The following is a 15,079-nucleotide window of genomic DNA, read 5'->3' as shown; positions in this document are numbered from 1 at the left end:
GTGGCGTACCGACTTCCACGGTCTTCGCGAACGTGATCGCGTGCTCGATGATCGTTTCGGCGTGATGCTCGATGAAGTCCGCCAGCCCGCTGTTCATGCCGTGCATCCAGTCTTTTGGGAATCCCGACGCATCGTAAGTCATAACCGGGTCGAGCCAGCGCAACAGGGAAGGCGTCATGGTGGCCGCCCTGCGGACGTAGACCGAATGTCCGCAGTGGGTCGAGAGCGGACATTAACACTGGACGAGGCGACCGCCCGACCCCACGCGCTCCGCCGTCAACATGGCCTTGCCTTCGACTGGATCGTGCGCCAATGCGGCCCTAACGACGGCCTCCCGTCTTCTTCGCCTTACGCTTCTTTGGCAGCACGCTTGATGAGGTTGCTGATTGGGTCGGCTTGAATTGATTACTCTGCCGCTGTTTTTCCAACAGCTCCCTGAGTTTGGCCGCCTCCAACAGGGCCATCAGCGTCCGTAGGTCGAGCTTGAGTGGATCCACGGATCGGCTATCGCCTGAAGATGGGATGGAAATCAGCTCGTCGGCGTCCTCGTCATACCGCCACATTCGGCCATCCTCTCGATTGAGAAGTAGCCCGTCTCGAAACTCGTAGCGCTCGCAGCAGCAGCTACCGCTGCTGGGCCGGATCGCGCTAGGCGGTGGAACATACTGGGGGGTTCGAACTTTCGACAAATCACCAGGCCGATACTCGAAGCCGCCTTCCCCCAAGCTGGCGGTAGCCCCTGCCCTCCCTGCCCCACTCTTTGCAGCTTCCTGCGCGGCCTGCTGCTCTGCGTACTTCACACCACCGTAGATTCCGGCCGTGAATACCCACTTTGCGATCTCTTCCATGTCATCTTGCCATCCCATGTCCGCCTCCTGGGCTGCCAACTCACCGGGTGGAACGGGCGCGGCCGACCGTATCGGCCAAGAAGGCTAGGCCTGTCAGCGTCAATGAACGCGTTTTGAGTGCTCCGTGCTACAACTAGCCGCTAATCAACATGGGCTAGCCCCTTGCGAGCCTGCACCCGTCCCGTAAGCTAGACACAAGTAAGAGCGACCGGCCCGCTTGGCCGACACACCTGAGAAAGTGACGCGACGAAATTGGGCTGGCATCGGCCCATCGATTGCCCCGCTACGCCTGGCGCACAGCCGACCGGGCGCAAGCACCTGAGATTGTGAAACCGCGTTCTCGAGGCCCTGATGGCCCTCTACGCGCTCCATTGATACGCCCTGTTCTCAGCCGGCCAGCCCGGCTTTGATTCCTTGATTTAATTCAGCCGAGAGAGTGCTCCAAGCGAGCCTGTCCGAGCTGCCTGATCACTATTTCTCTCTACTTTAGTGAAGGCAGGACCCTGCCGCCCGAGGCGGACGGGCCTCCATTGATGCCCATTGTTAGCAACGAGCCGGGCCATCCACGGTGGCCGGCCATGGCTGATTCATTGATTGTTTTTCAGACGGCTGAGCAGGCCCATGGCCCTCCCCGTCACACCCGTCCACATACGTCCACGTCGCTGTCCAAGGCAGACCACCTTGTGCAGCCCACATCGACGCCACAAGGCGTCCGGAGAAGACACCCCAATGATCTCAATCACTCCCAATCGGGACTCCCCAAAACCGCGTATGCGGCAGCTCGCAGGACCACCTGACGTGCTGAGGGGATCGGCACTCACCCATCGGTGAAGCCGGCCAGCGTGATTGGCTCCGCCCCCGGGTGACCACTTCGTCATTTCATTTTTTAGGGCTGCCTCGGCAGCTCGCGGGGGCGCTCCAGTCGGCTGGCCGGCCACATCGAGGGACATGCGAGTGAGTAAGCGGACCAAGGCCGTTTCAGCAGCACGCGGGGCGGCAAAGGACAGAGGCGGGGCTCACCTGACCAAGCAGGCCAGGATGGGAACTATGGGCCGGCTGTTTGCCCTCCTCCACGACCGCGGCTACCAAGTGGCGGACGTGGAAGGGCTCAGAGAGAAGCACATCGCGCTCTACTTCGATGCGAGGAAATCGGAGGAGAAGAAGGTGCGCACGCTACAGAACGAGGCCTCTCACATCCGAGGGGCGATGCGTGCGGTGGGGCGCGCCCAGGCGGCAGACTCGCCCACCATCAGCAACAAGGCGCTCGGCATCAGCGGCAGCTGTCGGGATGGCACGAAGGTCGCGGCCAGCGACGAGCAGTTCCGGGCCGCTCTGGAGATTGCCAAAGGGATCGACGCCGGCTTGGTTGCGCTCTTCAAGCTGGAGCGAACCTTGGGCCTTCGTGGAGCTGAGGCCGTCCAATCGGGACCGAGCCTGTCCACATGGGAGCGTCAGTTGGCGGCCGGCGAACGCGTCAAAGTGATCTTCGGGACGAAGGGTGGTCGGCCGCGGGACTCACGCGCACCGGACCTGGAGAAGGCCTCGGGGGCCGTTCGAGAAGCGTTGGCGGTTGCCGCCAAGCGTGGTGGGAAGATCATCGACAAGCGGGGCCTGAAGGCCGCGATGACCTGGTATCGGAATACGGTCCATCGGCACGTCACGGAGCCGTTGGACCTGCAGGCGCACGCCCTGCGATACGCCTACGCGTGCGACTTATTGGATCTCTACCAAAAGGAGGCCTTCAGTATGGCCGAGGCCGACGCCCAGACCTCGATGGATCTGGGACATGGGGATGGACGGGGGCGGTATGTGCGGAAGGTGTACGGACGCCGGGAAGGGATTTGAGAACCGGCGGCGCAGTCGGGCGTATGCTCGGCGTCCGCTCCCAGTAGGCGCCCTCCATGCCTGCAAACGCCCTCAGAATCACCAAGCTAGCGAAGGCAGTCTCAAAGCCACGACGGGGCTACGAGTCCTGCATTCTTGATCTCAAGGTCGTGGTGGGGCACCGGTATCGAAATCACGGCGAACCCGGGCAGTACGTCTTATCGTATGAGGGCAGACTTCTCTCTGGGCCGGACTACGCAACGCCAATTGGCGCGATGTCGATGTACATAGCAGACCTAGAGGCAGCAGTGGATGCCGGCGTCTCCCCCTTTGATGTCCTAGACGGGGTGGACAGCAGCCTGGCCCATTTTTGCGAACTACTAACCACGCGAACCGGCTGGTTTAGGCCGGCACTGGAACGATTTACCGGGGTCGAGGTCTGCCGCCTCTTCGTTCTTGGCACCCTGAACATCGAGCAGCCCTACCGTGGACATGGGCTGGGTCTTCAGGCAATTAGACTCGCCTGCGATGGGGTCGGCCAGGGTTGTGAACTCGCCGCGCTGAAAGCCTTCCCGATCCAATGGGAGGGCCGCGTAGACGAAGGCCCAACGAAGTTCGCACGCGATCGCGCAAAGCTGGTCCGCTACTACCAACGAGCAGGTTTCAAGCCAATCATTGGTGAGGGACTGATGGTCAGCGCGCTCCCCCTCAACTCCACGGTGCGGTACCCCTATGAAGAAGCCTGAGGCAGAGCGGCAAATCCGCTACCTGATCGGTCAGTGGTGCAACAAGGAAGAGCACAGGCACATCCATAAAGGAGATCTCCACTTCTCCCGCTTCCACTCTTGGCTGGAGGAGAACTGGCCCAGCCTCCTGCAATTCCGCAGCGTGATGCCAGTTCGGGATGAGGTCGAACGCTGGTTTGATCAGGAGACGGGCCAGACCTGGCGGAACTAGGGTCTCGCCAGTAGCAATACCACCTGGGCTGACCGGATATTTCTACTAGCCTCTACCTTAGAAATGGCGAATTTCCGCGCTCTATCAATTCGGCCGTTTGAACTAGATTGATTGTTTTTCAGAGCCGAATTGTTGCCGGTTTGTTTATTGACCCGCTACCTAACGTCGCTTGATCGGTTCAAGCGGACGATTGCGACCATGCGGCACACGGAAGATCGACCCAGGCGCCACGATCTCGACCATCGTCATGATCTTGGGCCAGTACTCAATGAGCCTAGCGGCCTTCTCGTAGTGCCCCATCGTGTCCCAGCCGCTGGCGAGCACGAACACTGTAAGTCCGAGTTTCGCGATCTCCTCCCGCTCGGCGGGACGACGGTGGTGGTGATCAGCTGTGATATGCACCCTGACGCCACTCTCGATTGCACGGCGGAAGAGCTCGATGTCGGGCGCGCCCCGAGCATAGTCGCCGGCATGCACTACTTCGTAGTCATCGACGGCGACTAGTGCATTTAGCGCCCTAGCCAAGGCTGGAGGGAGGTTCTCGTCCAGCTGAACCTTCAAGCAGCCACCCGCTCCTCGAAGGCCACTGCCTTACGGACAGCTGCCGTCGAAATCTCGTAAAGCTTAGCTACACGATTGAGGTTGCCGCCCTCGGCTTTGACGGCCTTAGCGATCGCGACCGTCGGCACTCCGGAGTCGGCCAGAATTGGCTGCCCAAATTTCCGTTCCGGATCAAAGACGATAGCCTTGGACTTCGGGACGGGGTACCAGCGGGCGGCCTGATCAGCCACGTTGAGCTCGACGCCTTCGCGTAACGAAGGACCAATCACCTTCGCCATGACGTTTTGACGCTTCACAACGTCAACGAGCGCGCTGTCGCCGTTCTCGTCCAGCAACTCCATAAAAATTCTTCGACCGTCAGTCTTGAAGGCGGTGCTGGTAAACGGATACTCGTTGCCGAGCCGCTCCCTGAGCTCCTCGATCGTACGGCGGATGAGCAGCAACGGCACACCGACCGCTACGAACGTACGGACGAAACGAAGCTCGATGAGGTCGCGAAACCCGACGCCTTCGATGTCAGTGCCCGCCAATTGCGGGCGCCAAAGGGGCGCGTATTGATGCTTTTCGCCATGACGCGTACCGGGGTAGCCGAGCATCCACCGACGCAACGCGCTCGACTCAGCGCCAATGAAACGCGCCGCGTCGGGGAAGGAGTAGATGCCCACCCCGAACGTCTCTGGCGATTGGATTTGGATACCCATAGGGGAGAGTCTATCGAATGGACGGGGGTGTCGTGTGTCTGGCGAGGATTGTCCGGCCGCCCCATCGCCGAGACTGCGACGGGATCCCGGGACACCTACAGACTGATGTTGACTCAACTGCTAAGCCCTTGTTCCTATGAGGGTTGCAACTCATAGGTGGCCGTCACGAGTGGGTAGCGCCTCGACCATCCCAGCCGCGGCGACCCGAACGTGATCCGGTGCGCCCCCATCTGCCCGGCTACCTCCCGGATCGTCGCCTCCCCGGCCTGGAACACGTCCCTGTCCCCAGCGTTGTAGGCCAACCAGACGTGGAGGATTGGTAGGCCGGTGAACTCCGTCTCTCGGCGCTGCAGCACCAGGAAGCCGCCGAAAGCCTCGCCCTCCTGGGCCACGTACAGGGCGGCCCTCCCCGCCCTGATCTCGTGATAGACATCCTCCGGAATCCAGTCCTCCGGCGGCATCTGGGCAAGGCCGTCCTTGACCTTGTCCCAGACGGACCGCAGAGCCGCTGGATGTACCAGCGAGATCTCCATCAGTGGCGAGCCCCTTCGCTTGCCTGACTCACAATCGCCTGCACGAGCGCTTTGTCCGCCTCGACCAACGCGAGCTCGACATTCCTCAGTCGATTCTCGAGATGGTCATCGCGGTTAGCCATGACGTCCAATGCTTGGAGATGCTGCTCCCTAGCAGTCTGCAGGGCCTCCGTTAGCTCGGTGATCTACTGGTCCATATGGACCAGGCATCCGAGCAGATCTGGATGGCTGTGCTGCCAGAGCCACATCGCCTCGTCCACAGTGACCGGCTTGCTTCCCACTTCCTTCTTGAACCACTTCGCAATCCATTTCATCGCAGGAACCCCTGAAGTCCGTAGGAGAGAAGGCCTTGGCCAATGCCGCCCTTGTTTGCATCCCACCAATTGGCGTTCTGGCCGAGGTTCGGCATGCCGCCCTGGAAGATTCCGCCAGTGCCAGGAAACAGTCCCTGGCTCGGCATCTGAGACATGTTCTGGTAGGCCATCGGCCGCATGGGCTGGCGCTGCAAGCCGCCCCAGCTAAGCAGCCCGCGTTGAGGCTGCCAGGCCGCCATCTGTTGGTAGTCGTAAGGCATCAACGAGAACGGACTCATTTGCCCCCCTTGTTGACCTTCTTGTCGAGCGCTTTGACTGCACCCGTCAGGACGCCAATCGCATCGATCGCATTGATGTACGGCTGATCCGGGAGACCCAGCGCGCTGTTGAAGTCCTCCGCATAGGTGCCAACGTGCGGGGTCGAGTCGCCTTTGTAGTTCCAGCGATCCACGGGCATCTTGCGGATTGCCCTGAGGGCCTCATCACCCAGCAGCGGCTTCTGCGTGTCCTTGATGTCCTTGGAGGACGCCATCAGCATCATGCCGCCGATAGCTGCAGCCGCACTGAGTGCGTTCTGGCCAGCGCTCCGGTAGTTCGGGTTTGCACCCGTCTGGCTTGTCGAGCCGCCCTGGATGGTCCCCAATGCATTCGCAAGGACCCCAAGCTGGTTGCCCTTCCAATCTCGCTGTTCGGTGAAGTCGCCGTACTGCGTGTCATAGCCGAGCTGTTGGAGCAGCTGCTGCTGTTGACCCATGCCGAACAGCTGGTTTGCCCCCATGTAGCCCAGCTGCTGGGTCTGGGGTGCAAGCGACAGCGCCTGTAGCTGACGATTCTGGAAGTCCTGTGAGGCCTGCATGCGCCGGTTGATATCCGACTCCGCCAGACCGACTTGGCGGTCATAGTCCTGACTCCGCATCCCAGTCGAGATATCACCGAGCTGGCTAGCAAGCTGCCTCTGCGACTCAGCCAATGCCGCCTGGTGTGCGGTTCCACCGTAAGCCCCACCTGCGTTGAAGGCAGACGAGATGCCCGGGGCAGTGACGTTGTTGTAGGCGCGCGTCACGTCTGCTTGGGCATTCTCGATCATCGGATTGAGGTACGGGCTCTGCCCGGCATAGGGGTTGCGATCAGGCGTGTACGCGCCCTGCCCCTGAAGCAGTCCCTGATTGAACTGGGACGCCGCATTGGCGAACCCCTGCCCACCGTATGCCTAGCCGCGGATCATGTCCTGGGCCGCTTGCTGGTCACCCGTGAAGCCGGCGATGCGCTGACCGCCATAGGCCTGATATGGCTGATTGGCCACCTGGTTGGCCTGGTTGATCAAGTTTTGGAACGATCCCACCGACCACTGTGGAGGACCGCTGTTCTGTACCGTTGTGGTGGATTTCCCGCCGCCGCTGCTCATTTACGTGCTCCCTGATTCGTACTGTGCTGCGACCCGCCGGCCGCTGGTTGGGGGTGCTTACCCGTCATGTCAAAACCTTTGAAAACTCTGTGCTGTGCTAGGCTCGGGGCGCCCTTATTGAGAGCCACTGGGATGAGTGACTGGCAAAAGAAGGACTGGCTGGACCGGGCCAAAGAGCCTAGCGATGGTTGGAAGGTGGCCCTGTGGTTTGGAGCCGCCGCCGCCCTTATCGTCGGGGGCGTGGCGGCGTTCTTCCTTGCTCTCTGAGCAGCTCGTCCGCGAGCTGCACCGTCTCTTCGTCTCCGTTCGTTTGGCCGATGCTGCGTAGCGTGCTGATCTGCGCCGCAGCGCTGCCCACCGGCACCCTGGTGGATTCCGACAACCACCTGACGACCCACGGCTTCGTCAGCCCCCGGGCTAACAGGTTGAATCCTGCCCCCGCTGACAACAGCCCGGCTGTGCCGCCCGTAAAGAGCGAGCTGACCAGCGCAGCGCCGTAGGTGTAGGCCGCCGCCTTGTTGGCCGTGCCCGAAGGGTTGGCGAAAACCTGAGAGCCGCCCTTGATGTTCTCGGCCACTCTGGCAATTCGGTCCATGTCCTTCGAGAAGGACGCGCCATAGCGATCGAACAGCGCGCGCCTGGCCTCCGGGCTCAGCTTGTTCCAGTTCGTCAGGAACGTCTGCGCGCTGAACTCCGCACCCTCTGCGCCCTGCAGGCCTGGCGATGCCAGCCCCATGCGCTTGAGCACCGCTCCGGTGATCGCGCGCTGCCCTTCCTTGTCCAGCGACTGCATCACCGCTCGGAGCGTGGTGCCGCCGTCGCGCGTTCCGGACATCGCGGCGGTGTACACCTTCTCAGGGCCGCCGTTCTTGTCTACGACCCGCTCCAACTGATCCAAGCGGCTCGCGCTCATCTTGAAGTAGTTGTTGGCGCGACTCATGGCCTGGGCGGCCTTCGGGCCTTGGGCCTTAGCTGCCTCTTCCAGGTCCTGCGAGAGTGCTCCGTAGACCTGTTTCAGCTGCCTGGTCGGTCGGTCAGTCGAGAGCGAGAAATCCGCTAGGTCACGACCGATGTTCGTGCGAATGTCTCGCACCGTTTGGTAGCCAAGACCTCCCTGCATCGGCGCAAGCGTTCCCATAGGCCCCGCCGTCCGAGATGCGAGAACGTCCTGCTCGATGCGCTCGGAAAGCGATCGAATTTGCGGGTTGACAAACTGTTCCCCCGTTGCCGGCGCTCCCTTGGGTACAGCCGTCAGGTTCGCCAGCACGGCACGGGTCCGACTCATCGGCACCAACGTTTCCGGCGGGATCAGCGCATCGGCGGCGCGGTACAAGTCGCCCCGCTTGGCCTCCACATCCTTGGCGAAGACGTTGATGCCTCGTTCGACTGCGCGCCCTGCCCGCTCGCTGCTTGAGTTGCGGTAGAAGCCTTCCGCGTTCGCCTGAAGACCATCCCCGATGTCTGCCGCCTGCTTCCTCGCAAAGCGGTCCATGACGCCAGAGCTAGTCGGGGCGCCTGCAAGCAGGTTCTCCACGCCTTGGATCGCGCGGTTGCCGGAAGCCTGCCCCACAGAAGGGGTCGCACCCAGCTGCCCGAAGTCCTCAGCCGTCCGGCGCATGGCATCACCGGATCGCCCCCGGGTCAGCGCACGCGTCGATGCTGCAGCTGAGTAGCCGGCCATTCCCGGAGCAAGACCGCCGGCCAAGCCAGCCGCAAGCTGTCCACCTGCTCCAGCACCGTTCTCGCGGGCAATACCAGAGGCCCCCGATCCGGTCGCCGTGCTTATGGTCTGCAGCGTCGGCTGTGCGGTCAGGAAGTCGCCCATCCGGCTGGCAATGGTTGGGCTGGCAGCAGCGTTCCGACCAGCGTTGAGCACTCCACCCAATCCCATCGTCAGGGCGGTCCCGGTTATCGCGCGACCAACGTCGGCCTCCACGCGCTCTGAAGCCGTCTAAGCACGAGGTACGCCAAAGGTATCCAGCGCCCTACCCCAACCCTCTCGAGTGGTTTCCTGACGCTCCCAGCGACGCTCAGGCTGCCCGGTGATCAGGCTCTTGGTCGTGGGCCCTTTCTCTCCGAGCCAGTTGTAGGCGTGAATGAAAGGGTCGGCCACGATGCCAACCAGATCACCTGCGCCCTCAACAACGTTTCGGGTGCTGAGGCCCAGGTCGCGCTTGATGCGATCACCCATGGTCGGACCGGAGCTTGCCGCGGGCCTTGCCGCCGGCTTGCCCTGATACTTGCTCCACGGGCCGTCTTCCTACGGCTGAGTTTGGTACTTCTCCCAAGGACCTGCCATCACAGCCTCTCCCAGCTATTCGGATCAGCGGGATCACCACCCTTGAACCGGTGGCCGTCCTGCACTTCGCCGAGCGCAGGACCGTTGTTGCCACCCGCCTGCTTCCGCTGCTGGTAGACGTCCTGATTGAAGATCTGCGGGTAGCTCTGGACCTGGTTGTCGATGTTGGTAGCGAGCGCTCGGTAGAGCTCGTCCAACTGCGCCTGGATCTGGGGCCGCGTCCTCGGGTCCAAGACCGCTTGGAACGACGTCGGATCACGAAGTGCGCTCTCCAGCATCGGAAGCTCGCCCGGCTGCAACACGCCCGTGTTGTAGACGATCCGCAGCGCGGCGCGTGCGTTGTTGTAGGCGGTGCCGAGACGCCCCTTTTGCTCACCTTCCAGAAGCAGGCCAGCGCCGTTGGGAACCTCTGTCAGAGCCCTGTCGAACGCCTTGAACGTGTTCAACGCGTCCTTCGTCTCCTTGAACTGAGTGCGGACCTTCGCGGCCTCTCCAGCAGACAACGGAAGCACGCCGGGAGTGCCAGGACGCGCATCAGGCTTGTTCACCACGTCAATCTTCCCATTGGGCCCGATCTGCGCGACCGTTCCCACAGGCAGGCCCTGCTGCGCCACTTCGTCCGCGGTCAACGTGCGGTAGGCCTCTTGCTGGGTCGTCTTGACCGGCCTACGTCCAAAGACCTGAGCAGGCGGCGCGCCGACCTGTTGATTCGGACCGAACGCGGAAGACGCGGTCATGCCGCGGGCGGGCTCAACGTGGATGTGGTCGCCCTCATCGATGGCGTCATAGCCCATGGAGCTGGCCTTCGACCGGAACGCTCCTCGGTATTCGGGCGGAACAACCGCATCCATGCCTTGGCCTCGCGTGTGATAGCTATTCGCCACCCCACCGACCTTGGCGTTATGGCTCGGATCTCGGTACAGGCTCGATACCTGCACGCCAGGGAATCCGCCGATGAGGGACCCGAAGTCATTCACCGGATCAACGGACGTAGAAGTCGGCGGCTGCATGATGCCGAACATGGGTGGAGTCGCCTGCTGGACTGCATCGCCCAGTAGCCCGCCCTGCCCGCCGACGAACTGACCTGCCGGCACGTAAGCACCCTGCTGGTCGTCCCAGACGTAGGGATCCTCATAGTCGCCGTTACGGATGTAAACCGGCTGACCAGGATTGCGGCGCGTTGGATTGATGGCTTCGTACCATTCCTTGGCGCCCTTGGGGTCCTCGACCTGCCACGCCTTGAATGCCTCGGCATTGATCGACCCATCAGGATTTCGGATGCGGTCCTTCAGATCGAACAGGCGCTGCTCGCGCTCCGAGTTGGCGGTCATTCGGCCCATGATGGCCTCGCGGTATCGGCGATCCTCATGGTCCTGAGCACCCTGGTTCATCGAGAGCAGGCCGGACTGGATCCCGTTCGCCAACCCCGTGCCAAGCGCACCGGGGCCACTTGCGCCCTGCATGCCCGCAGCAAAAGAGAGGAGCCCCTGGCCGAGCAGCGACTTGCGGTCCTGATCGGAGAGCGATGCATTGGGAAGAAGGCGATGCGTGAAGCGGGCGAGCAGACCGCCACTTCCGGCGGGCGCGTCCTACTGAAGTTCGGGAGCCATCGCTCCCAGGAGAGGCATGTAACCAAGCATTGAGTAATCCCAGCCATGAGGGTTAAGGGCGCCGCCCATATACCGGGGCGGCTTCGGTCGTCTTGAGCCTGACGGGGCTGGCGGGATGCCCGGATTGACCGGCGGGCGCGGTTTCTCGCACGGTGCCAGAGAAACGCCTCCCGCCAGGGACGGCCACTCGGGTCACCAAGTTCTTGCTGGTCATTGCCGGGGCCAGCACCGGGAGCTATCTGCGGGGGGCGGAGTGCTCTCTATATAGGCCTCTGGCAGGGTGGCATTCCGGCCCGCTTGGCCCTTGGCTTTCCGATGCGGCTACATTGATGGCAATCCGGACTAGGGATGGCACTGATGGAAGCGCTTGCAACGTTGTTGGTGATAGCAATTGCGGTGATCGCCTATCGCCAGCACCAGAAGAAGAGAGACGAAGAGCTCATCAACCTGTTCGTGGCGGCGATTGCGGCCTCTAGGCAGAACGAGAGCGCCCGTGGACGTCAAGCGGAAACGGATCGCCTGCTCGGAATCGAAGAAGCGGTGCAGGCCCGCCAGAACAGCAGCATTGTCTGGAGGCCAAGCCTTACTGGGTGACCAAGCGAGGCACGTGCTGCTGAGAGCAACGGATCCAATGGATCTCGAACGGCTCATGGGTAGCGCGGGAGTCAACCATTGGCCGGTTTACGAAGCGTTGATGCGCTTGGCAAAGAAGGTGGCGTAATCGACTTTGACGCCGCATCGGCATGCTTGTCCCACCACGTTGCGGAACGCACACCGTTCCCCTGACTGCCGCCAGTCGGCGGGAGGCGGAGATAGGTGCCGTGATTCCTCTCCAGCTCATTGAGCGCTTCGAGGTAGATCGACGCCGCCACGGTGAGCCGATCTCGCAATCCGCGCTCATAGTTCCGTGTCAACTCGCGGAATGTTCGGGTCTTAACGCGGAGTTCCAATGATCGGGCTTCGATGCCAGCAGCGCGGGATCCGAACATGATGCGAGCCATGGCATCGCGAAGCGCCACCTGCCAATGCGGCGACGTTGCCGTAGCGGCGAAAAAGGCCTCCACCTTCAGCCATTCGGTCGCCGACTCGATGGAGAACGCGACCAGTAGAGAGTCAAGCGGCCTCTCGACACGGGAGAGCGCCGCCAAGCCAATGCGGTCCGTGTGCGTGGCGGGGATCGCCACCCAGCGCCCTCCGTTGACCGAAGACCAACGCTTGAACGCGCGCAGGATGATCTTCCCGTTCTCATCGCGGACCGCCGCCTCCTCCCTTTTCCCGCGGCGCGCGATCTGCAGCGCGTCAGGGACGCCTTCGCCTTCCGTCTCCGCACGCTCGACGTCAGCCTGATAAAGGGTGGGCGCCCAGGCGGAGCCGTACCCGTAACAGCGGAGCACCCGACGTGCGGCGCGTTCGAGACGCACGGCGCTATCGGCCTCGAAGCGCTCGCGGCGATCATGGCTTCGGCCGTCACCTTGGGAGCGACGAGAAGACGAGCGGCGGCGCGTCCGAAGAGCAGTGTCCAGTAGCGCAGTCATTCGAGCTCGCCCGTAACGCTGATGTAACGCTCGAAGCGTGACGCGATGCGATCGCATGCCAAACGCATGCCAGACGCATGCCGCTGGCATAGAGCGATCCCATTCGAATCAATGGGTTGAGTCGACCATTGCGGTAAGCAACCGCGTGCTCTTGCTAGCACTCTGCTAGCAATGCGAAAGCAGCCGACGTGTCGGCACGCGTCGAGCACGCGTCCAATCGGTCGAAGCCCCTTCCAAGCCCCTTCTGAGAAGCCTCCCCCTACAGCAGGGCTCTGGAGATCCTGACCCTGAAAGCTATTTAGGAGTGTAGTTTCGACACTAACCCTAAGTGTAGGTTTTACACCTATGGTCATGGCTTGATGCCCAAGGCAAAGAGGTCGGGCCGCTTGCCCTCTCTTGAGAAGTTGGCCTTGCTCACGACCCGCAGGAGCCCTGCTTTCACCAGACGACGGCGGTGCTCATAGAAGGTCTTGTTGCTGAAGCCGTAGCCGGCGAAGTCCTCGAAGGGCAAGCTGATGTTTCCATCGTTCGAGCCGTTGTATCGGCGGTATGCGCCAACCAAGATGGTTCGGGCCGCATGTGACAGGCCCCTGTAGGCGTCAGAGTCCAGCATCGGGTCCGGCAGCACGGTGAAGCCCGAAGATCCGTGACTAACCGCGGATGCGACAAGGTCGTCCACCTCCTTTGCGCACAAAGGTGGCTCGCATCGTTCGGCGTTGATCTTCTGGATGCGCTTATTGACCGCGTTGGCGTCTAGTCCCTTGTTGACCAGGCCACGAGCCAGTGCGAAGAGGGTGACATTCCGCTCGCCCTTAGGAATCGACTCTGCGAGCACCAGTCGAGGCTTATCGGCAAACGCCTGCCGGACCTCGTTAGCAGAGTACGGAGGACGGTCGTCAATCGACTCGATCCGCGAGAGGAACGGCGCGCCCTTCTGGTGGCGGTACCCGGGTAGACGCATTACTCGGCAGAGATCAATGACCTTGGCGTCGCCATGGAAACGAGCTGCGATTCGTTGCTGGATCGCCCTGAACTCATCTAGGGGGAGGCTGTCCACGAGCCAGTAACAGTGGTACCGCTCCGATGATGACTGGACGATAGCGTGAGGCTTCAGTGGGCCATCCAGCACCGGCCCAAGCGGAGCGCCGTCCAAGTCCAGGAACACAGCACGAACCTTGATCACGTTACGGGCCGAACGCCCTCGACCATCTCCTTCATTGACCATGAAGAAGACGCCTGCGCCGCGATCGTTGAGCCGAGACAGGCCTTGCGCGTGCCGCACTAGAGCCCCGTCCAGGACTTTGGACAGCCGCTTGTCCTTACGTTTGTCGTTGTCATCGAACGTCTGAAACGTGACCCGACTACCGCGAGCCACGAGCGCGAGCAGCCTGCTCGCATCGTCAGGCACGCTCGTCTGCAGGTCAGTGTTTGTCATCCGCCCCCCGGCGCTCAGCAGCCTTCCGGCGGACTGCCTCGGAGCAGTCCGGCGCGGAGCCGTTCGATGTGGGAGGTGACGTCCCTCAGTGCAGCCAGCATCTGGTCGCAGCGATCGGGGCCGGCATCGCGAGAGAGGTCCAGTAGCTGCCCGTGAGTGCGGTCAGCAAGCTCAAGCAAGCGATGCGCGTCAGGGGGAGCCATTAACCCACCTCCTTAGGCACGCGGCGCGCACGTGGACGGCGGCTACGACGCGCGGCTGGCTTGCGGGCACAACCGCGGCCCACGTTCTTCCAGGTCCTACCGTCGCGCGCTGCGCGAATGGTGGCCGGATCGACCCCGAGGCGTCGGGCCCATTCCGACGGACCGATCTCCCCCGCAGTTCGCCTGATCTCGACCACATCCGCCTCAGTCAGCTTGCTGCCCGTCTTCTGCTCACCAATCGGGGTCAGCCCGGTGGCGATAGCTCGGTTGAAGTTCTCAGAGGGCGTCACCGCGTCGAGATTGCAGATGCGGTTGTCGGCCTTCTGGCCGTTCAAGTGGTCGATGTGGAAGCCACGCGGGATCGGACCGTAAACCGCTTCCCAGATCAGGCGGTGCGCATACTGGTGACCAGCGCTGCAATCGCGGCGCAGGCGGACGTAGCCATTGCCTCGGGTGCTCCCGACTTGCGCCCCGCTCCGGCCGTAGATGACACCCTGGCCAGGATCGATGAGACAGCGAGACTGCTCGTGCAAGATCACGCCGAAGATCCACAACGGTGGATTGGCGCGCAGCCTGAGCAGGAAGCCTTTGCCAGCCTTCCACTGACGCTTTGTGAGAAGCGCGGACATTAGGCGCCCTCCTGCATGCCCTTGGGCTGCACGCGACAGGCTGCTTCGTATTCGTCCAGGTCGGTAGGCCGGTACGCGACTCGCTTGCCGAGCTTCAGGAACGCCGGACCACAGGAGCGGCGGCGCCAGTCCTGCAGCGTCCGAGGGGAGAGTCCGAGGCGATCTGCAGCTTCGCGCTCAGAGAGGGGGCGAGTGTTCTTGTCCATGGACAAAAACGTTAGGGCG

General features: G+C 62.3%; 17 protein-coding genes. 4 read left to right on the top strand and 13 right to left on the bottom strand.

The genetic code is table 11. The features are described from left to right. Positions 1-320: 320 nt before the first annotated feature. Positions 321-848, bottom strand: coding sequence for a hypothetical protein (locus tag ACFOPO_RS16920; protein WP_386704743.1), 528 nt, complete (start codon positions 846-848; stop codon positions 321-323). 948 nt (positions 849-1,796) lie between these two features. Between ACFOPO_RS16920 and ACFOPO_RS16915 the strand changes: the two genes are divergently transcribed. Genes ACFOPO_RS16915 through ACFOPO_RS16905 form a run of 3 tightly spaced genes read left to right on the top strand, consistent with a single transcriptional unit; the run spans position 1,797 to position 3,629 of the window. Then, positions 1,797-2,693 (top strand): integrase domain-containing protein, encoded by an 897-nt coding sequence (locus tag ACFOPO_RS16915; RefSeq protein ID WP_386704742.1) that lies wholly within the window; start codon positions 1,797-1,799, stop codon positions 2,691-2,693. Positions 2,694-2,749: 56 nt separating this feature from the next. After that, a complete protein-coding gene (locus ACFOPO_RS16910; RefSeq protein ID WP_386704740.1) occupies positions 2,750-3,418 on the top strand; it encodes a hypothetical protein in 669 nt (222 codons plus the stop codon). After that, entirely contained in the window at positions 3,405-3,629 is a 225-nt protein-coding gene (locus tag ACFOPO_RS16905; protein ID WP_386704739.1) for a hypothetical protein, read from the top strand. Before ACFOPO_RS16910 ends, ACFOPO_RS16905 begins: the two co-directional genes overlap by 14 nt. Before the next feature lie 159 nt (positions 3,630-3,788). Here the strand turns inward: ACFOPO_RS16905 and ACFOPO_RS16900 are convergent, their stop codons facing one another. The 8 genes from ACFOPO_RS16900 to ACFOPO_RS16865 form a co-directional block, all read right to left on the bottom strand. Beyond that, positions 3,789-4,190: a hypothetical protein gene (locus ACFOPO_RS16900; protein WP_386704737.1), complete on the bottom strand. Its 402-nt coding sequence runs from the start codon at positions 4,188-4,190 to the stop codon at positions 3,789-3,791. Then, positions 4,187-4,855, bottom strand: a complete 669-nt coding sequence (locus ACFOPO_RS16895; RefSeq protein ID WP_386704736.1) for a DUF433 domain-containing protein — start codon at positions 4,853-4,855, stop codon at positions 4,187-4,189. Before ACFOPO_RS16895 ends, ACFOPO_RS16900 begins: the two co-directional genes overlap by 4 nt. A gap of 170 nt (positions 4,856-5,025) precedes the next feature. Beyond that, entirely contained in the window at positions 5,026-5,424 is a 399-nt protein-coding gene (locus ACFOPO_RS16890; protein WP_386704735.1) for a hypothetical protein, read from the bottom strand. 310 nt (positions 5,425-5,734) lie between these two features. After that, positions 5,735-6,016 (bottom strand): hypothetical protein, encoded by a 282-nt coding sequence (locus tag ACFOPO_RS16885; RefSeq protein WP_386704734.1) that lies wholly within the window; start codon positions 6,014-6,016, stop codon positions 5,735-5,737. Next, positions 6,013-6,825, bottom strand: coding sequence for a hypothetical protein (locus ACFOPO_RS16880; protein WP_386704733.1), 813 nt, complete (start codon positions 6,823-6,825; stop codon positions 6,013-6,015). Before ACFOPO_RS16880 ends, ACFOPO_RS16885 begins: the two co-directional genes overlap by 4 nt. 123 nt (positions 6,826-6,948) lie before the next feature. Further along, entirely contained in the window at positions 6,949-7,143 is a 195-nt protein-coding gene (locus ACFOPO_RS16875; protein ID WP_386704732.1) for a hypothetical protein, read from the bottom strand. Positions 7,144-7,369: 226 nt separating this feature from the next. Then, complete coding sequence (locus ACFOPO_RS16870; RefSeq protein WP_386704731.1) at positions 7,370-9,079, bottom strand: hypothetical protein; 1,710 nt, start codon at positions 9,077-9,079, stop codon at positions 7,370-7,372. 362 nt (positions 9,080-9,441) lie between these two features. Continuing rightward, the gene (locus ACFOPO_RS16865; protein ID WP_386704730.1) at positions 9,442-10,833 is read right to left on the bottom strand and encodes a D-Ala-D-Ala carboxypeptidase family metallohydrolase; all 1,392 of its coding nucleotides are present in this window, start codon (positions 10,831-10,833) and stop codon (positions 9,442-9,444) included. 576 nt (positions 10,834-11,409) lie between these two features. On the opposite strand from ACFOPO_RS16865, the gene ACFOPO_RS16860 reads away from it, so the two are divergent. Beyond that, the gene (locus ACFOPO_RS16860) at positions 11,410-11,646 is read left to right on the top strand and encodes a hypothetical protein (RefSeq protein ID WP_386704729.1); all 237 of its coding nucleotides are present in this window, start codon (positions 11,410-11,412) and stop codon (positions 11,644-11,646) included. A gap of 71 nt (positions 11,647-11,717) precedes the next feature. On the opposite strand, the gene ACFOPO_RS16855 is transcribed toward ACFOPO_RS16860, so the two are convergent. The 4 genes from ACFOPO_RS16855 to ACFOPO_RS16840 all read right to left on the bottom strand — a co-directional run bounded on the left by ACFOPO_RS16855 (position 11,718) and on the right by ACFOPO_RS16840 (position 15,060). Further along, positions 11,718-12,587, bottom strand: coding sequence for a hypothetical protein (locus tag ACFOPO_RS16855; RefSeq protein ID WP_386704728.1), 870 nt, complete (start codon positions 12,585-12,587; stop codon positions 11,718-11,720). A gap of 349 nt (positions 12,588-12,936) precedes the next feature. Then, positions 12,937-14,022: a DNA-primase RepB domain-containing protein gene (locus tag ACFOPO_RS16850; protein WP_386704727.1), complete on the bottom strand. Its 1,086-nt coding sequence runs from the start codon at positions 14,020-14,022 to the stop codon at positions 12,937-12,939. A 202-nt stretch (positions 14,023-14,224) separates the two neighbouring features. Beyond that, positions 14,225-14,854: an HNH endonuclease signature motif containing protein gene (locus tag ACFOPO_RS16845; RefSeq protein WP_386704725.1), complete on the bottom strand. Its 630-nt coding sequence runs from the start codon at positions 14,852-14,854 to the stop codon at positions 14,225-14,227. Then, positions 14,854-15,060 carry a helix-turn-helix transcriptional regulator gene (locus ACFOPO_RS16840; RefSeq protein ID WP_386704724.1) on the bottom strand — a complete coding sequence of 69 codons (207 nt, stop codon included), beginning with the start codon at positions 15,058-15,060 and terminating at the stop codon, positions 14,854-14,856. Before ACFOPO_RS16840 ends, ACFOPO_RS16845 begins: the two co-directional genes overlap by 1 nt. Positions 15,061-15,079 lie beyond the last annotated feature (19 nt).

Source organism: Lysobacter sp. GCM10012299, from assembly GCF_042649405.1.
Taxonomy (GTDB): domain Bacteria; phylum Pseudomonadota; class Gammaproteobacteria; order Xanthomonadales; family Xanthomonadaceae; genus Lysobacter_J.
This window is presented reverse-complemented; position numbering and strand designations above follow the sequence as displayed.

Excerpts from the sequence above, each read along its gene's own strand:
- ACFOPO_RS16855 (WP_386704728.1), bottom strand. The coding sequence starts at position 12,587 with ATGACTGCGCTACTGGACACTGCTCTTCGGACGCGCCGCCGCTCGTCT.
- ACFOPO_RS16905 (WP_386704739.1), top strand. The coding sequence starts at position 3,405 with ATGAAGAAGCCTGAGGCAGAGCGGCAAATCCGCTACCTGATCGGTCAG.
- ACFOPO_RS16840 (WP_386704724.1), bottom strand. The coding sequence starts at position 15,060 with ATGGACAAGAACACTCGCCCCCTCTCTGAGCGCGAAGCTGCAGATCGC.
- ACFOPO_RS16880 (WP_386704733.1), bottom strand. The coding sequence starts at position 6,825 with ATGATCGAGAATGCCCAAGCAGACGTGACGCGCGCCTACAACAACGTC.
- ACFOPO_RS16915 (WP_386704742.1), top strand. The coding sequence starts at position 1,797 with ATGCGAGTGAGTAAGCGGACCAAGGCCGTTTCAGCAGCACGCGGGGCG.
- ACFOPO_RS16910 (WP_386704740.1), top strand. The coding sequence starts at position 2,750 with ATGCCTGCAAACGCCCTCAGAATCACCAAGCTAGCGAAGGCAGTCTCA.
- ACFOPO_RS16875 (WP_386704732.1), bottom strand. The coding sequence starts at position 7,143 with ATGAGCAGCGGCGGCGGGAAATCCACCACAACGGTACAGAACAGCGGT.
- ACFOPO_RS16865 (WP_386704730.1), bottom strand. The coding sequence starts at position 10,833 with ATGAACCAGGGTGCTCAGGACCATGAGGATCGCCGATACCGCGAGGCC.
- ACFOPO_RS16920 (WP_386704743.1), bottom strand. The coding sequence starts at position 848 with ATGGAAGAGATCGCAAAGTGGGTATTCACGGCCGGAATCTACGGTGGT.
- ACFOPO_RS16845 (WP_386704725.1), bottom strand. The coding sequence starts at position 14,854 with ATGTCCGCGCTTCTCACAAAGCGTCAGTGGAAGGCTGGCAAAGGCTTC.
- ACFOPO_RS16860 (WP_386704729.1), top strand. The coding sequence starts at position 11,410 with ATGGAAGCGCTTGCAACGTTGTTGGTGATAGCAATTGCGGTGATCGCC.
- ACFOPO_RS16850 (WP_386704727.1), bottom strand. The coding sequence starts at position 14,022 with ATGACAAACACTGACCTGCAGACGAGCGTGCCTGACGATGCGAGCAGG.
- ACFOPO_RS16885 (WP_386704734.1), bottom strand. The coding sequence starts at position 6,016 with ATGAGTCCGTTCTCGTTGATGCCTTACGACTACCAACAGATGGCGGCC.
- ACFOPO_RS16890 (WP_386704735.1), bottom strand. The coding sequence starts at position 5,424 with ATGGAGATCTCGCTGGTACATCCAGCGGCTCTGCGGTCCGTCTGGGAC.